Source organism: Campylobacter sp., assembly GCF_019423325.1.
GTDB lineage: Bacteria > Campylobacterota > Campylobacteria > Campylobacterales > Campylobacteraceae > Campylobacter_B.
Genome location: NZ_JAHZBQ010000001.1, coordinates 576,452 through 592,665 on the forward strand (window position 1 = coordinate 576,452; position 16,214 = coordinate 592,665).

Genomic DNA, 16,214 nt, shown 5'->3' on the forward strand with positions numbered 1-16,214 from the left:
TTGCGCGGCAACATAGTAAATTTATAAAATTTATGCTCTGTTTGAGTTTCAAAACCTGTTTTTGCTGCGGCTAGTGCGGTAAATTTATAAAATTCACGCCGCGCCGTGTAGCAAAATCAGCTCGCAAATTTCAAAATATGGCGGCAAAATTTAGCCCAAATTTAGGGCTAAATTTCATGCGCTTCTAATTTTTCTCGATTAATTTCTTCTCGATAAGTTTTAAAATTTCATCCGCGCTTACGCTCTGCCGCTTTAGGCCTGCGCGAGTGATGAACTCGACGCTTCCCTCCGCTAAGGCTTTGCCCGCGAGCACCGCGTACGGAAAGCCCATTAGCTCGAAGTCGTTCATCTTCACGCCGAAACGCTCCACGCGATCGTCGAGCAGCACGCGAACTCCGCGCGCACGGCACTGCTCGTATAGTTTCTCGGCAAATTCTACTGCCGCGGCGTCTTTGTGATTTGAGATGATGATCTCAAGCTCGAAAGGCGCTAGCTCGCGCGGCCACACGCAGCCTTGCTCATCGTGGCTGCTTTCGATCGCCACGGCGATTAGGCGGCTTGCGCCGATGCCGTAGCAGCCCATGTAAAACGCACGAGCCTTGCCGTTTGCGTCCAAAAATCGCGCCCCCATCGGCTCGGAATAGCGCGTGCCGAGCTGAAAGATATGACCCACCTCAATGCCTTTCGTGATGCCAAGCTCGCCGCCGCAGCACGGACACGCGTCGCCTTCGCTCACGGCGGTAAGATCCGCGAAGCGTGATTCGTTAAAATTTATCACGCTAGCACCCACGTAGTGGTAATCCGGCTCGTTCGCGCCCGCGATCATCTCGCGCGCTCCTTTTAGCTCGACGTCGATATAAAATTTCGCCCCTTCGCCGAGCCCGAAAGGTCCACAAAAGCCCGCCGTAAAGCCAGCTCGCGCGATCTCCTCCTCACTAGTATCGATTAGCTCCAGCGCACCGCAGGCATTTTGCGCCTTGGTCTCTTGCAGCTCGTCGCAGCCGCGGATAAAAAACGCTACGATCTCGCTACGATCCTCGTATAGCGCTTTTTTGATCACCGCTTTGACGGTGTAGAATTTATCCACTTTAAAAAATTCCGCGACCGCATCGATCGTTTTCATCGCGGGGGTTTTAAATTTCATCATGCCGTCGGTTTCGGGCGAGGCGGCGTTCGTGGTTTTTGGCGCACGGCGCGCAGCCTCGATGTTTGCGGCATACTCACAGCGCTTGCACACGACGATATCGTCCTCGCCGTTATCCGCTAGTACCATAAACTCCTTGCTACCGCTGCCGCCGATCGCGCCGCTGTCTGCATCGACCGCTCTAAAATTTAACCCCAGTCGCGTAAAAATCCGCGAGTACGCCTGCCTCATCACCTCAAACTCGCGCTTCATATCCGCAGCGTCCGCGTGGAAGCTATAGGCGTCCTTCATCGTAAACTCACGGCCGCGCAGAAGCCCAAAGCGAGGGCGTGCCTCGTCGCGGAATTTCGTATTGATCTGATAGATATTTAGCGGCAGCTGCTTGTAGCTCGTGATCTTATCCGCGATCATCAAAACCGCCGCCTCCTCGTTGGTAGGGCTTAACACGAAGTCGTTATCCTTGCGGTCTTTGAAACGCAGCAGCTCCTTGCCGTATTTGGCGTAGCGGCCGCTTTTTTTCCATGCATCCGCGGACGTCACGACGCTAAAAGAAACCTCCTGCGCGCCCGCAGCGTCCATCTCCTGCCTGATGACGGCGCAGATCCGCTCTAGCACTATCTTTCCTAGCGGCAAAAAATTATAAAGCCCGCTGCCCAGCTGCTCGATAAATCCCGCGCGGATCAAAAGCGCGTGGCTAGGTAGTACCGCGTCTCTGGGGGCCTCTTTTAGGCTCGGAGCGAAAAGCTTGCTAAATTTCATTTTGTCTGTCCTTTTTCTCGTTTTCTTGATTTAAAAATTTTTCGTAGTTTTCTTGCAGTTCAAAAATTTCGACCAGCGCATTTACCGTGCCGTCAGCATCGTCCGCTTCGCCAAGGTTTTTTAAATTTACCGTCGGAGCGTGCAGGAACGCTTTAAAAACCTGATGGATAAGCTTGCGTGCTTCTTCTGCATCGCTGTGTTTTAGATAGCCCTTTTTAAGCGCCTTGGCTAGTTCTAGCTCGGCTACTTGTTTTGCGCTTTGGCGCAAAGCCTTGATGATCGGCGTGGATGCCGCCGCCCTCAGCCATTTGAAAAATTCATTCGTGCATTTTGCTACGATCGAGTAAGCGATCTGTGCCTGCTCCTCGCGAAGCAGCAAATTTTTCTTTACGATCTCCTCCAGATCATCGACGCTGTAAACTTCAAGATCCTCGCTCTGGCTAAGCTCCACGTCGCGCGGCACGGCGATATCGAAAAAATATCGCTTAAAGCTTTTGGGCTCAAGTAAGTTATCGGTAATGATCGGCTCTTGCGAGCCCGTAGCGCTGAAAAATAGGCTATTTACGTTCAGATATTTTTTGAGATTATCAAGGCTATCGATTTTAATACGGGATTGTACCTGCGCGGAGGAATTTGCGCAGGCGGTGGAATTTTTATCGTCCTTGGGATTTTCGCCTGCTATGCGAGATTCATTGCTGTCTGTAAAAGTCTCTTTATTAAAATTTACGCCGTCTTTGGAATTTTGTTTTTGCGTGGGATTTTCGCCCGCGAAATTCGCGACATTTCCGGAATTTAAGCCGTCTGAATTTTTTCCTGTGCCGGGATTTTCATCCGCGCAATTTTTCGCATACAAGGAATTCTCGCCAAGTAGCGAGGCGGCCAGCCTCTGCGCGCCGGCTAAATTTCGATTTAAGATCGTGATATTAGCGCCGTTTGCGAGCAGGTGTTTGCACGCTAGCTCGCTCATCTCTCCCGCGCCCACTACCACGGCGTCCGCGCCCTGCAAGGAGCCCAGCCTATCCTTTGCCATCGCCACGGCGACGCTTGAGACCGAGATCGGATTTTTTGAAATTTCGGTTTGGTTGCGGATGCGCGCCGCGCACTTTAGCGCTTCATCTATCGCTCTTGCGATCTGCGCGCCGGCGCGAGCGTTTTGCATCGCGAATTTATAGGCGTCTTTGAGCTGGCCTACGATCTGCGTTTCGCCCACTACGAGGCTATCAAGAGAGGCTGCGACGGCGAAAAGGTGGTGTATCGCGCCGTAATCTTCGTAAATATCGGCACGCTCGGCTAGCTCGTCGTAGCTCACGCCGCTAATGCGCGAAAGTGCCAAAAGCACGAACTTTTGCGCTTCATCAAAGTCGCTTACGACGGTAAAAATTTCTACGCGGTTGCAGGTGCTTAGCACCAAACACTCCTCTATTGCAGAGTTTGAAGCTAAAAGACGCAAAATTTCTTTCTTACGCACGTCGTTTGAAAACGAAAGTTTCTCGCGCACCGTGATGTCCGTGTTTTTGTGGGTGAAGCTCACGCTCATATACGCCATCAAAACTCCCTATCTATCATATCTCGCACGATTTGCTCCAGCTTGTCGTTTTTAAATTCCGCCACGGCTTCAAGCGCCTTCTGCCCGTAGGCGCGAGCTTCGTTTATACAGCGCTCGATGATGCCGTGCTCGCTAAGCTTTGCCTTGATCCATGAAATTTCGCTCTGGCAAAGCTGCTTTTTAAAAAACGATTTTAGCTTTTGCCGCTGCGCATCATCTAAATTTTCGTATAAATAGATGTAGGGCAGGGTGGTTTTGCCCTCCGCAAAATCGCTCAGGCTCGGCTTACCCAGCGCTTCTGAGCTTTGCGTCACGTCTAAGATGTCGTCGATGATCTGAAACGCAAGCCCAAGGTTTTTGCCGTATTCGCCGAATTTTACGCTCGCGCTTGAAATTTTATCATGATCTTTCGCGGTGCTAGAGCTTGAAATTTCGACTTCGTTTTTTGTGCCGCTCATATCTGAAATTTCGCCGCGATTTTCCGCGCCGTCGAATTTTAAAAACGCCCCGCAGCGCGCGACTTCCTCTATGAGAGCGGAGGTTTTTAGATAGATCATTTGCAGATATTTGCTCGCATCGTCGTTGAAATCGTTGCTTAAGCTCACGTCCATCAGCTCGCCCACGGCAAGCTTCGTGACAGCGCCCGAAAGCGCGGCGGCGATGCGGCTTTCAAATTTGCTAAGCTCGAAGTATGCCTTGGAATAGAGTATGTCGCCCAGCATCACGGCGTTTTTGGAGCCGTAGGTGGCGTTTATCGAGGGCTTGCCGCGGCGCACCGAGCTTTCGTCGATGACGTCGTCGTGCAGCAGGCTTGCGGCTTGAATGAGCTCGATGATCGCGCACAGACGCAGCGATTTTTCATCCTTTTGCGCGATGTTTAGCAGTAGCTTGGAGCGCAGTTTTTTGCCGGGGCTTAGCCTATCAAACATCTCGCTAGCGGGCTCATATCCGCAGTCTGCGATGAAACTTTTCATAATTAAATCAATTTGATCTAGCATTTTACTCGTCGTTGCTTAGGATATTTCCGCTTATTTGCAAAAATTTGTCGTTTAGCTCGTCTTGTAGATCCTGCTGCGCGATGAAGCTTTCGATCTCGCGCTCGCTAATGCCGCGCGCTTCGCAGAGCCGCTCACAGGCGATTAGGCGGATTAGAGCTTCTTCGATTTCGTTTTGCACCAAAGTAGGGCTTGCAGCGGATAAAATTTCAAAAAATTTCTCTCTTGGGCTGCCTTCAAAAATATCCATTTACCTTCCTTAAAATTTCGCGATTATAGCAAATGTAAAATTTAATTTAGGTTAGGACGCGGCAAACTATCGGGGGCTTTTAAACATGAGTAATTACGCAGATTTTGCACTTGCGTGCGGTAAATTTTAAGCTTAAGCGCGGGATTTTGGGCTTTGAATCTCATAAATTTTAAAATTTTACTTGTTTGCGAGATAGGCAGAGTGAGCGGAATTTAAAAATTTAATCTTGGTCGCGTGGCGGATTAAACGCGAAGCTTTGTAGATAGGCGGAATTTTAAATTTGTAGATAAGCGGCTTGATTTTTGCGGAAATTTTAAAATTTTGTGGCGCGAGTAAAATTTTAGATTTCTTGTGAGTGGATAGAATTCTGCTTTGTTTAAGCGGTAAAATTCTTGAATTTTGCGTAGACGGAGATAGTTTTCGCTTTGCTTGTGCGGTAAAATCTTGATTTCTGCGCGGTGGAAAAATTTACTCGTACAAAATCTAATCGTACGCGCAACACGCATCAGGCTTCTTAAAATTTTAAAATTCCGCCGCTTTACGAGAATTTGAAACTCCATGGACGCAGTAAAATTCCAAAATCGCGTTTGGCATTAAATTTTTAAACTATATTTTGAGGCAAATTTTAAATTAATCCGCGAGAGGTGTCTTTAAATTTTAAAATTTCGCCACCTTTTACAGATAGAATTTCATTTTTCGCGCAGATAAAATCGCGCACTACAAAAGCTACTTTTAAAATTTTAAATTCCACTCGCGCAGATGAAATCCCGATTTCTCGTGCTAGCGGAATTTTTCGCGCAAGGATTATTTTTAAATTTTAATTTCGCTTGCGTTGCACGCGAGGACGGAATTTGCTCCGTTTTAAGAGTTAAGCGTGATTTTGCCATGCTGCAATACTGCTTTTAATTTAGCTATGCCTAAAAAGCCAGGCTGCTTTAAATTCCGCCGATGATTTCGCGCGCCTGTGCGATGCTTAGGGCATTGCGGCTTAGTTTGCTAGGCTCGCCAAACCCCCAGCATACCTGCAAATACTCAAGTTTTGCGCCTTTTAGATCTGCCAAATTTGCTTGAAAGCATCGTGCTGCCGCAGCTTGTGAGTCTTCCGTCGCTTCTGCTTTTGCGGCAATTTTAGCGCCTTTAAAGCTTAGCGTTGCCGCTCCGTCAGCATCTGTGTCGTTAGGGCGAAATTTTTCATCCGCGTTAAGATTCTCGCCGCAAGAGCTTAAGCTTCCGCTGCTAGCGCCGAAATTCTCTCTACTCGTGTCACGGCTAGCATTTAAGCTCTCATCGTCATTGCCGCCTTGGAATTCTAAATTTTGTAAAAATTCCGCGCCACGGAGTGCGGCTAGCTCATCTTTTTTGCTATCACCTAAAAAAATCGCGTTTTTGTGCGGCGAGCGTGCGATTACGTGTAGCAGCATCGCAGGGTTGGGCTTTGATGGCATCTGCTCGTCCGCGCCTACGACCAGATCAAATAGCCTGCGCACGCCCGTTTTTTCTAAGATCGCGCTTAGGGTATAGGAAGGTGCATTGGAGGCGACTGCGAGAAAAAATCCTACTTTTTTGCACGAGTGCAAAAGATCTTCGATACCATCGTAAAGCATGGCGAAATCGCGGTAATTGCTTACAAATTCCTTCTCGAAAAAAGCAAGCTCTTCGGCGCTCGCTTCGGTTTTGCCGTAAAATTCCAAAAAGGCGTTTTTGCTAGGATCGTTGATGGTGTGGACGATGAAATTCTTTTGCAGCGGTGCTAGGCCGTAGAGCTCGCGGCGAGTGTTATTGACGCTGATTTCGATCGCGCGCGAGGAGTCGAGTAGCGTGCCATCCATATCAAAAATCACGGTTTTCATCTAATAATCCTTTAAAAAATCGATTTTGTGCTTGTCTTTTTTGTAACTCTTATTGTTTTTGAGCTTTTGCAAGGCGTTTGCTTCATGCTGTAGCGCCGATCTAAACGCAGCATCGCTGATCTGTCCTGCCTCGCTAGCATCAAGGACGTTTTTGGCAAAGCTCTCAAGCGCTTTGGTGTAGGGGCTATCTAAATTTACGGCGGCCGTTTTAGATAAAATTTCGTAGTTTTTAGCTATTCGCTTCGCAAAAAGCTCTGCGTCGAAATCCTCGCGCTTTAGCAGTGCTACGGCGGATTTTACGAAGCGTTCTAGTGCGCGGATATATTTAACGCGCTCATCTTTTTCTTTGATTTGCATGATTTTTCCTTAATTAAAGCGCGCATTATAGCAAAATTCGAAATTTTGGCAAAATTACGCATATTGTAAAACTATATTTTAATAACATTTTTTCTATAAATCCCGTTATTATAGGCATTTTAAAACCATATAAAAATACTTGACTTTATTTTAAAATTTAGCTATTATTCGCCAAATTTTTTACAAAGGACAAAAATGCAAAAAGAAACCCTCGCAACTCATTTTGGTTACGACTCCGTCGCCGGCTACGGCACGATGGCAGTTCCCATTTATCAAAGCACCGCGTTTAACTTCGGTTCTAGCAAAAAGGCCGCCGATCGCTTCGCGCTGCGTGATCTAGGGCCGATTTATGGACGTTTGACAAATCCTACTACTGATGTTTTTGAGGCGCGACTTGCGGCGCTGGAAAACGGCAAAGCCGCAATCGCGGTCTCTAGTGGGCAGGCGGCGATATTTTTTGCGGTGGCAAATTTAGCCGCGGCGGGCGAAAATATCATCATCGCGGAGAAAATTTACGGCGGCGCGACTACGCTTTTGGCGCATACGATCAAGCGTTTCGGCATCGAAGCTAGGGTTTTTGACTCCGAAACGGCAGATAATTTGGAAGGTTTAATCGACGATAAGACTAGAGCGATCTTTTTTGAGACGCTTTCAAATCCTCAAATTTCAGTTGCAAATACCGCTAAAATCGCTACAATCGCAAATAAGCACGGCGTAGTAACGATTGCAGATAACACGATCCCAAGTCCTGCGCTTTACAATCCGCTTGATGACGGCGCCGATGTCGTAATCCACAGCGCTAGCAAATACATAAGCGGGCAGGGGCTTAGCATTGCAGGTGCGATCGTTGCGGGCAAAGGATTAAATTCTAAACTCAAAGGCAATCCGCGTTACGCACATTTTAACGAGCCTGATGAGAGCTACCACGGCCTAGTTTATGCGGATTTAGTAGATAATTTCGACATTTACACGCTTAGGATTCGTTTGTCCCTGCTTCGCGATATTGGTGCGACGCTATCGCCGTTTAACGCGTTTCAGCTCATCCAGGGGCTTGAAACACTGCCGCTTCGCATGCAAAAACACTCGCAAAACGCGCTAAAGATAGCAGAATTTTTGCAAAATCATCCGAAGGTAAAGCAGGTTAATTATCCAGGGCTTGCAAGCTCGCCATTTAATGCCGCAATCAAAGCAAAATTTAAAAACGGCTATGCAAGCAGTCTGATGAGTTTCATCGTAGATAGCGAAGAAACAGCGCTAAAGGCGGTTAGCAAGGTTAAAATTTTCTCCGTCGTAGCAAATATCGGCGATACGAAGTCGATCATCACTCATCCTGCGAGCACGACGCATTCGCAGCTAAACGAGGAGCAACTAAACCGCGCTGGCGTGCCTGCGAGCCTAATCCGCCTAAGTGTGGGTATAGAGGACGCGAATGATTTGATTTCCGATCTTAGTGAGGCACTGAAATAATGGCACTTTTAAGCACAAAGGGCGTTTATGGGCTGGCTGCGATTTTGCAGATCGCCAAAGCTAGCGAAGTAGCGCCGATAAGTATAAAAGAGATCGCCGAGCGTACGGGAGTTTCTAAGAATTATTTGGAGCAAATTCTAAATACCCTTAGAAACGAGAAGCTAGTGTGTAGCATCAAAGGTAAAAACGGCGGCTATCACCTAGCCAGAGATGCTAGCGAGATTTCTTTCGGTGAGATTTTTACCGCTCTTGAAAAGGATCTGCGGATGACTAGCATTCAGATGAGTGATCCCGGACTGCGGGCGTTTTTTGAAAAATTTGACGTCAAGCTGGCAGAGATATTTAACGAGCCTCTAAGCAGCTATGAGGAGATGATGGCGCGAAGCGTCCAGTATTTAAATTTCAGCATTTAAAGGAAAAATATGAAAATAGCAAACGATGTTACGGAGCTCATCGGCAATACTCCGTTAGTCAGAATCAATACGTTTGGCAAAAATGCCATCATCCTAGCCAAGGCGGAATTTTTAAATCCGAGCCACTCGGTCAAAGATCGCATCGCGTGGCAGATCGTAAAAGATGCGCTAAGCTCGGGCAAAATCGACAAAAATAGCGTTTTGATAGAGCCTACCAGCGGAAACACGGGCGTAGGGCTTGCGATGATCGCAGCAAAGCTCGGTATGAAGCTCATTCTAACGATGCCAAGCTCGATGAGTATCGAGCGCCAAAAGCTCATAGCCGCATTTGGCGCCAAAATCGAGCTAACCGATCCAAAATTCGGAATGAAAGGCGCGGTAGATAGGGCAAATGAGCTAGCATCGAGCACCCCAAATAGCTTTATCCCGAGCCAATTTGATAACCCGAGCAATCCAAAAGCGCATTTTCAAAGCACTGGACCTGAAATTTGGGAGCAAAGCGGCAGTAAGGTAGATATTTTAGTCGCGGGATTTGGCACCGGCGGCACGCTCAGCGGCACGGCGAAATTTTTAAAATCTAAAAATCCAAACCTAAAAGCCTACGGCGTGGAGCCTGCTAGCTCGCCGCTTCTTACGTGCGGTAGTGCGGGCGGCCATAAAATCCAGGGCATCGGCGCAAATTTTATCCCTGATAATCTTGATAGAAGCGTCATCGACGGCTTTTTGAGCGTCGAAAACGACGATGCGTTTGCGGCAGCTAGACAGCTGGCACAAAAAGAGGGCTTGCTCGTGGGCATCTCAAGCGGTGCGAACGTTTACGCAGCCGCGCAGATCGCCGCCAAGCCCGAAAACAAGGGCAAAGTGATCGTTACGATCCTCTGCGATACCGGCGAAAGGTATCTTTCTACCGAGCTTTTTAAATAGACAGCAGTTTTGCGCCAGTGCGGCGTTAGCGCGGTAATTTTACGCATTTTACGCGGACGCGCAGCTTCGCGAGATTAAATTTTACGCAGGCGCCGAAATTGGCACGATGAGTTTTGCGCGATCGCGCGGGTTATTGCGACGATTGCGAAACTATATTTTACATTTTTTGCGTTACGTAGGCGCGAGAATTAATATGATAGTTTCTGCGCGGATGAGGCGATAGTCGCGATGGTCGCGCGATGACTTTATGAGAGCGAGACGATTTTTAGCTTCGTCGATTTTGCGATTTATTGATTTACTAATTTAGCGGCTCGCTGCGAGATAAAATTTAGCTCCAAAATAGGGTTAAATTTTAAAATTTCGCCTCGCTCACAGACAATAATTTTTGGGCGCGCTATGTATGACGGCGCTTGCCGCATAGCAAGGCATTAAATTTTAAAACCGCCAAGCCCGCCAAATCTGCGCGATCCGTTCTTGCCGCAAAATTTTATATCGCCGTCCGCATATGCGGCACAAAATTTTAAAATCATAATCTGAAATTTTAAAGTTCGCTGCGCGGCGCAAATTTCAAACCCGCGCCGTGTATAAATTTCAAACCCTCGCCGTATGTAAAACCTAAACCGCTCTTTAAATTTAGCCGAATTTCAAAATTTAATCATAAAAACGCTATCATCGGGGCAAAATTTTTAAGGTTGCAAAATGAGTTTGAGCTTGAAATTTCGCCCCAAAAGCTTAGAGCAGATCGTGGGGCAGGGCAAGATCGTAGCGGTTTTTAAAAAATTCGTCGCTGCAGGCAGTATCCCGCACAGTATATTTTTCGGCGCCGCAGGCAGCGGCAAAACGACGATGGCGCGCGTGATCGCAAGCGAGCTGAATTACGATTTTTACGAGCTTGACGCCACGAGCCTGAAGGTCGAGGATATTCGCAAAATTCTATCCTCGCACGCCGGCTCGCTCATAAAGCCGCTCATTTTCATCGACGAGATCCACCGCCTCAGCAAGACGCAGCAGGAGGTGCTGCTCATCCCGATGGAGAACTACGCCGCAATCATCATCGGCGCGACGACGGAAAATCCGCAGTTCGTGCTAAGTAGCGGTATCCGCTCGCGCTCGATGATCTTTGAGTTCGAGCCGCTTAGCTACGAGGATTTGGAGGCGCTTTTGGCGCGGGTGCAGGGAGAGATCGGCTTTGAGATGGACGAGGAGGCGCGAAAATACCTGCTAAACTCCAGTAGCGGCGATGCAAGGAGCATGTTAAATTTGCTAGAATTTGCGCTTTTGGCAGACAGCGCCATTACGCTAGATACGCTTCGCACGCTGCGCGCAAATGCCGTAGCTGCAGGCGTTAGCAGCGACGACGTGCATTACGAGCTAGCAAGCGCAATGATAAAAAGCCTGCGCGGAAGCGACGCCGACGCCGCGCTGTATTATGTCGCGAGGCTGATAGATGCGGGCGAGAGCGCGGATTTTATCGCGCGCAGGATGGTGATCCTAGCTAGCGAGGACATCGGCAATGCCAATCCAAACGCCCTAAATATCGCCGCCAGCACGCTAAGCGCCGTCAGCAAGATCGGCTACCCCGAGGCTCGCATTATCTTAGGACAATGCGCGATCTATCTGGCGCACAGTCCCAAATCAAACGCCGCGTATTTGGGCATCAACGCCGCTTTGAAGTTCGTCCGCTCCGCTGCACCGCTGCCTACGCCGCGCTATCTCATCAACTCGGACAAGCAGATCGCAGACTACAAATACCCGCACGACTTCGGCGGCTGGGTCGAGCAGGCTTATATGAGCGAGGCGGCAAAATTTTACGAAAGCAAGGGGATCGGCTTTGAAAAGACGCTGGATGAGTGGCTGGCGCGATTGCGCAAAGAAAAGATCGATATTAAGGAACGAGAATGAACTTCAGCAGCGTCCTAAAACTAATGAAGCAGCGCTACGGCGCGGATGGCGAGTATCTGTGGGATGGATATCCGAATTTCGCGGTTTTTCGTCACGCAGGAGGGAAGCGCAAGTGGTTTGCACTTCTGATGCGCGGGCTTGCTAATGAAAAGCTCGGTCGCGCACTTCCTGGCTCAAGCGATGTGATAAATTTAAAAGTTTCGCCCGATTTGGCGGCAATTTTGCGTGATGAAAAGGGAATTTTTGCAGCCTATCATATGAATAAAAAGCACTGGATCAGCGTCTGCCTTGATGCGGTGCCGCGCGAACAGATCGAGGATCTAATCGAGCAGAGCAGAGAGCTTACGAGGTAGAATTTGCGCCTGGGCTCGGTTTAAATTTGCGTGCGAAAGAGGCTAAATTTGAACCGAGAGCGCAAATTTTAACGGCTCACAGAGCTTAAATTTAAAAATATTTGCAAGGAGCGCGGATGAATGAGCAAAATTTGAGATATATCGCAAATTTAAAAGCGCAGGACGTGCCGTGGAGTAGGCTCACGACCGCTTACGGCAGGGCGAGCGAGTTTCCCAAAATTTTTGAGAAACTCGCGCGGGCAATCGAAGCTTGTGATGCGGCGCGCAGTTCGGGCGGCGAGCAAAATTTAAAAAGCAAGTCCGGTTGCGGGCAAAATTCTACGGATGCGGCAAGATGCGGCGCGGCGCAAAATTCCGTAAATTTAGCGCAAAAGAGTGAGTCTAAATTTAAAAAGGCGGATAACGAGGCGGCGGAATTTAAAGCGGGCGGAGAAGCGGAGCTTAAAACGGATACGGCGAAGTGCGGCGAGGCGGAATTTAAGAGTGTGGATAGCGCGGCGATAAAATTTAAAGCGAGCCAGGCGAGTAAATTTAAAACGAGCGCGGCGGATAAGAGCTCGGATGCGAGAGAGCGGGAGAAATTTGACGCCAAGGCCCTTCAGGACGCGCTTAGTAAGATTTTTAACGAGATAGAACATCAAAGCTCGTTTTGGCACGCAACCCCTTTTGCGCTGCTCTTTTTGGCGCGCATCTTTATGTATGCGCGCGCTGTGGCGGGCAAAAAGCAAAACGATGCGGCAAGTAAAAACGACAAAGACGAAAACTGTGAAAACGAAACGGCGAGCTTTATCGCGGCTCGGCGGATTTTTTGCGTTTATGATTGAGATTTGCGATGATGCCGATAAAATCTCGCACGCAGCGCCGCTGGCGAACTTTTCGGATATGCTTGCGGAAAAATATCTGTGGCCGCAGAGCGATGAGAATGACGAGGAGCTCTGGGAGGAGCACTTTTACGACGATGAGCTATTTTACAGCCTCTATTTTTATTCGCGGGCGGTTTTAGACGCGACGGGAGTGGACTTTGCGCAGTTTAAGCCTGGGCTGGGTCGGCGTTTTTAAGCGTATTGCTTGTGAGCGCTATGTTTAAGTCTCTTTCGCGCCATGTTTAAATTTATCGCGGCGCGTTTTGGCGACGCTTTGTTTAAATTTAGACTTCAAAAAATTTTTAAAATTTCTCTCAAAAGTTATGGCGTGCGGAATTTACAGATCGTCTTTTTAAATTTAAAATTCGCGCGATTCTTGATCGGCGGTATGGTTAAGGCGCGGGTAGCGCTTTTAAATTTAGATCACCGCAAGGCTTCAACCCCGCTTGCGGCGCGGCTTTTTATGTGGTTTTAAAAAGATACCAATTCGGCGCAATTTTTTCTATCATTATAAACTCGCTAGGACTCATTTACGGCAGGTCTGCTTCATCTTGCACCCGCAAAAAGCCCACGGAGTTACCCGCCGATGAGCAGCATTAAATTTTTGCATTGTTACCGTATAAATTTCAGAATTTATACGCTACTTCGCTGCTTTCAGATTTATCTAGCATCTTGCCGTATAAATCTCAGAAATTTCATATCGACGTAAAATTCTACATCGTCACGTAAGCTAGCGGCGTTACATAAAATTTATATTCAAAAGCCTATCTCTAACCTCGATATCCTCCAGGTTTAGATCGAGTTCATCTTTTAAATATTTTTCTAAATTTTTTCGTTCAAAATCGCTTAACATCGCAAGTGGGATACTGACGAATACCCCATTTTCGCTGTCTAAAAATATCAAGACATATAAATTTATACTTTTTATCCTACCCCTTAGCCGCAAAACGGCAAAGCATATCAAATCCATCAAATACAATATCCACGAAAAAGCCATTAAAATAAGCTTTTTAAAGGTGCCAATATTTTTATCATAGCTAAATTCTTCTACCGCAAAATCTACGAATTTATAAATCGCTACCTTATCAATACGCGCTATGTCGATAGATTTTTTTGTAACTATCGTTTCTTGATAGTTTGCAGAGGATTTGTTATATTCTATTCTGCCGGGATAGAAGCTTAAAAATTTGTTTTTATTTATCCCTAAAAGACCTATTAAGGTTAAAATCCAAACCCCAACCCAGTAATGCCAGTGAATACCCCTAGTGACGAGTTCAAAAACAAGCATGACGATGGACGAAGTAGCGCCCAGATCGATATAAATCCTGATCCAATAATCTTTGATTATAAAAAGCGGCATTTGCTCTTTTTGCATTAGGGCTTCTTATAGGCTCGCCATCGCTTCGGCGCGCGCGAGGAGCTGCTTTGCGCCCTTTTTGATAAAAACGCGCGCAAGCTCCGCGCCTACGCTTTGCCACTTGTTTTTTTGCGCGACTATGCTTTGACGGATACTCTCGCTGCCGTCGGGCAGGCCCACTATCGCGCTGATGTGGATATTTTCGCCGTCAAGGCGCGCGTTGATACCGATCGGCACCTGGCAGCCGCCCTCCAAAACCCTGACGAAATCCCGTTCCACGGTCGTTTCGATGATCGCGCGTTCATCTTTTAAAAATTCTATCGCGCGTAGAATTTGCGGCTCGTCCACTGCCTCGATGCCGAGCGCTCCTTGCCCCATCGCAGGGATCATCTGCGAGATTTCGAAGGGCGCTACGTGCTTTATCTCGGCGCGTAAATTTAATCGGTTGATGCCCGCCATCGCTAAGATGATCGCGTCGAATTCCCCGTCTTTTAGCCTTCGCAGGCGGGTTTGGACGTTGCCGCGCAAGGATATAACCTCTAAATCGGGGCGCATGCTAAGCAGCTGCATCTTGCGGCGAAGACTCGTGGTACCGACTTTTGCGCGGCGGGGTAGCTCGCCGAATTTAGAGTATTTTTCGCTGATCATCGCATCGCGCACATCCTCGCGCGCGCAGATCGCCGCTAGCACTAGCCCCTGCGGAAACTCCACGGGCACGTCTTTTAGGCTATGTACGGCGATGTGTGCTTCGCCGCGAAGCATGCTTTCCTCAAGCTCCTTCGTAAAAAGTCCCTTGCCGCCGATCTTTGCAAGCGGCGTGTCTAAAATTTTATCGCCTTTGGTTTTCATGCTTTTTAGCTGCGCTTGGATGCCGCTAACTTCAAGCAGCGATGCGATATGTTTGCTCTGCCACAGCGCAAGTACGCTGCCGCGAGTAGCGATGATCAAATTTTTCATTTTTTCTCTCCTATGCTTTTTCGAATCTCGATTTCGTTCTCTTCGATCACCTCAACGTCGATTACGTCGTCGCTTGTGCGGCTGCGTCGCCAAAATTTTCGCTCTCTTTTTTCGGAATTTTCGCTGCTAGCGTTAAATTTAGGCACGTCGCTGGTGACGCAGTAAAATGACGCGGTAATTATGCAAACGCCTAAAATATCGCCGAAAATGCCCGGTGCAATGAGAAAAACGCCGCCTACGACGAAGCCCACGCCGCTTAAAATTTCTTTCGGCGAGATTTTCATTAGATTAAAAAAGCCCATCCACGAGCGATTTGCCACGACGTAACCGCCTAAAATCGCGCTTATGACGATCTCCACCGCATACGCCGCAAATCCGTTTGCGCTTACGAAATAATAGGTCGTAAATGCCTCAATTATCAGATACGGAACGATCAAAAGCCTAAACATATTTTTCCTTGAATTATCGCTTTAAGCCGCGCCTTTTCAAAGACGCTAAAATTTAATCGCGGATTTTAGCAAATTCCGTCTGAATTTTTAATGTATCGCAAGAGTCCCTCGCAGCCGCGTTTGATATCTGCGTAGCAGCGCTCAAAATCGCGCGTGTAGTATGGATCGGCGATTTGTAGGTGTTCGGGATGGGTTAAATTTGAACCGGCGCCTTTTAAATTTAAGCCGGTTTGTTTTGCCGAGCCTTTGGAATTTCGCGCATCGCAGTCTGTAAAATTTTTCCCTCCAAATTCCAAAAGAAATTTTACCTTAGCCATATCCTTGCCGCGAAAAATTCGCCCCAGCGAGCGCATATTTTCATCATCCATGCAAAGTATGAGATCGTAGCGCTCGTAGTCTGCGGGCGTGACCTGCACGGCGCGATGCGCTACGAGCGGCACCTTTTGCTTTTTTAGCACGCGCTGCGTTTCGTAGTAGGGCGGCGAGCCGATCTCGTCGGTGTGTGTCGCTGCAGAATCTACGCTCACGCGCGCACTTAGGCCGCTTTGATTAATAAAATTTTGCATCACGGACTGCGCCATCGGTGAGCGGCAGATGTTGCCGTGACATACAAAAAGTAGCCTCACGC

General features: G+C 48.0%; 18 protein-coding genes. 8 read left to right on the forward strand and 10 right to left on the reverse strand.

Annotation, left to right across the window (positions count from 1 at the left end; genetic code table 11):
• Positions 1-184: 184 nt before the first annotated feature.
• The 6 genes from QZ367_RS02630 to QZ367_RS02655 form a co-directional block, all read right to left on the reverse strand.
• On the reverse strand, positions 185-1,903 hold the full coding sequence (locus QZ367_RS02630; RefSeq protein WP_291936992.1) for a proline--tRNA ligase: 1,719 nt from the start codon (positions 1,901-1,903) through the stop codon (positions 185-187).
• Positions 1,893-3,449, reverse strand: a complete 1,557-nt coding sequence (gene hemA, locus QZ367_RS02635; protein ID WP_291936995.1) for a glutamyl-tRNA reductase — start codon at positions 3,447-3,449, stop codon at positions 1,893-1,895. Before hemA ends, QZ367_RS02630 begins: the two co-directional genes overlap by 11 nt.
• Positions 3,449-4,447: a polyprenyl synthetase family protein gene (locus QZ367_RS02640; protein ID WP_291936996.1), complete on the reverse strand. Its 999-nt coding sequence runs from the start codon at positions 4,445-4,447 to the stop codon at positions 3,449-3,451. The genes hemA and QZ367_RS02640 overlap by 1 nt, the downstream gene beginning before the upstream one ends.
• 1 nt (position 4,448) lies before the next feature.
• Positions 4,449-4,694 (reverse strand): DUF2018 family protein, encoded by a 246-nt coding sequence (locus QZ367_RS02645; protein WP_291936998.1) that lies wholly within the window; start codon positions 4,692-4,694, stop codon positions 4,449-4,451.
• Positions 4,695-5,629: 935 nt separating this feature from the next.
• Entirely contained in the window at positions 5,630-6,544 is a 915-nt protein-coding gene (locus tag QZ367_RS02650) for an HAD family hydrolase (protein WP_291937001.1), read from the reverse strand.
• Entirely contained in the window at positions 6,545-6,904 is a 360-nt protein-coding gene (locus QZ367_RS02655) for a hypothetical protein (RefSeq protein WP_291938123.1), read from the reverse strand.
• A gap of 192 nt (positions 6,905-7,096) precedes the next feature.
• On the opposite strand from QZ367_RS02655, the gene QZ367_RS02660 reads away from it, so the two are divergent.
• The 8 genes from QZ367_RS02660 (at position 7,097) to QZ367_RS02695 (ending at position 13,298) form a co-directional block, all read left to right on the forward strand.
• Positions 7,097-8,368, forward strand: coding sequence for an aminotransferase class I/II-fold pyridoxal phosphate-dependent enzyme (locus tag QZ367_RS02660; protein ID WP_291937005.1), 1,272 nt, complete (start codon positions 7,097-7,099; stop codon positions 8,366-8,368).
• On the forward strand, positions 8,368-8,781 hold the full coding sequence (locus QZ367_RS02665; RefSeq protein WP_005870604.1) for an Rrf2 family transcriptional regulator: 414 nt from the start codon (positions 8,368-8,370) through the stop codon (positions 8,779-8,781). The genes QZ367_RS02660 and QZ367_RS02665 overlap by 1 nt, the downstream gene beginning before the upstream one ends.
• 9 nt (positions 8,782-8,790) lie before the next feature.
• Positions 8,791-9,705: a cysteine synthase A gene (cysK, locus tag QZ367_RS02670; protein WP_291937011.1), complete on the forward strand. Its 915-nt coding sequence runs from the start codon at positions 8,791-8,793 to the stop codon at positions 9,703-9,705.
• Positions 9,706-10,404: 699 nt separating this feature from the next.
• Positions 10,405-11,607, forward strand: a complete 1,203-nt coding sequence (locus tag QZ367_RS02675) for a replication-associated recombination protein A (protein ID WP_291937013.1) — start codon at positions 10,405-10,407, stop codon at positions 11,605-11,607.
• Positions 11,604-11,960, forward strand: a complete 357-nt coding sequence (locus tag QZ367_RS02680; RefSeq protein WP_291937015.1) for an MmcQ/YjbR family DNA-binding protein — start codon at positions 11,604-11,606, stop codon at positions 11,958-11,960. Before QZ367_RS02675 ends, QZ367_RS02680 begins: the two co-directional genes overlap by 4 nt.
• Positions 11,961-12,076: 116 nt before the next feature.
• The gene (locus QZ367_RS02685; RefSeq protein WP_291937018.1) at positions 12,077-12,784 is read left to right on the forward strand and encodes a hypothetical protein; all 708 of its coding nucleotides are present in this window, start codon (positions 12,077-12,079) and stop codon (positions 12,782-12,784) included.
• Positions 12,777-13,019, forward strand: coding sequence for a hypothetical protein (locus tag QZ367_RS02690; protein ID WP_291937021.1), 243 nt, complete (start codon positions 12,777-12,779; stop codon positions 13,017-13,019). The genes QZ367_RS02685 and QZ367_RS02690 overlap by 8 nt, the downstream gene beginning before the upstream one ends.
• 78 nt (positions 13,020-13,097) lie before the next feature.
• Positions 13,098-13,298, forward strand: a complete 201-nt coding sequence (locus tag QZ367_RS02695) for a hypothetical protein (RefSeq protein ID WP_291937023.1) — start codon at positions 13,098-13,100, stop codon at positions 13,296-13,298.
• 264 nt (positions 13,299-13,562) lie between these two features.
• Here QZ367_RS02695 and QZ367_RS02700 read toward each other — a convergent pair whose 3' ends face one another.
• The 4 genes from QZ367_RS02700 to QZ367_RS02715 all read right to left on the reverse strand — a co-directional run bounded on the left by QZ367_RS02700 (position 13,563) and on the right by QZ367_RS02715 (position 16,212).
• Positions 13,563-14,198 carry a hypothetical protein gene (locus QZ367_RS02700; protein ID WP_291937026.1) on the reverse strand — a complete coding sequence of 212 codons (636 nt, stop codon included), beginning with the start codon at positions 14,196-14,198 and terminating at the stop codon, positions 13,563-13,565.
• A gap of 9 nt (positions 14,199-14,207) precedes the next feature.
• Positions 14,208-15,137, reverse strand: coding sequence for a hydroxymethylbilane synthase (gene hemC, locus QZ367_RS02705; protein ID WP_291937029.1), 930 nt, complete (start codon positions 15,135-15,137; stop codon positions 14,208-14,210).
• The gene (locus QZ367_RS02710) at positions 15,134-15,586 is read right to left on the reverse strand and encodes an FxsA family protein (RefSeq protein ID WP_291937031.1); all 453 of its coding nucleotides are present in this window, start codon (positions 15,584-15,586) and stop codon (positions 15,134-15,136) included. Before QZ367_RS02710 ends, hemC begins: the two co-directional genes overlap by 4 nt.
• 65 nt (positions 15,587-15,651) lie before the next feature.
• Positions 15,652-16,212 (reverse strand): low molecular weight protein-tyrosine-phosphatase, encoded by a 561-nt coding sequence (locus tag QZ367_RS02715; RefSeq protein ID WP_291937033.1) that lies wholly within the window; start codon positions 16,210-16,212, stop codon positions 15,652-15,654.
• Positions 16,213-16,214 lie beyond the last annotated feature (2 nt).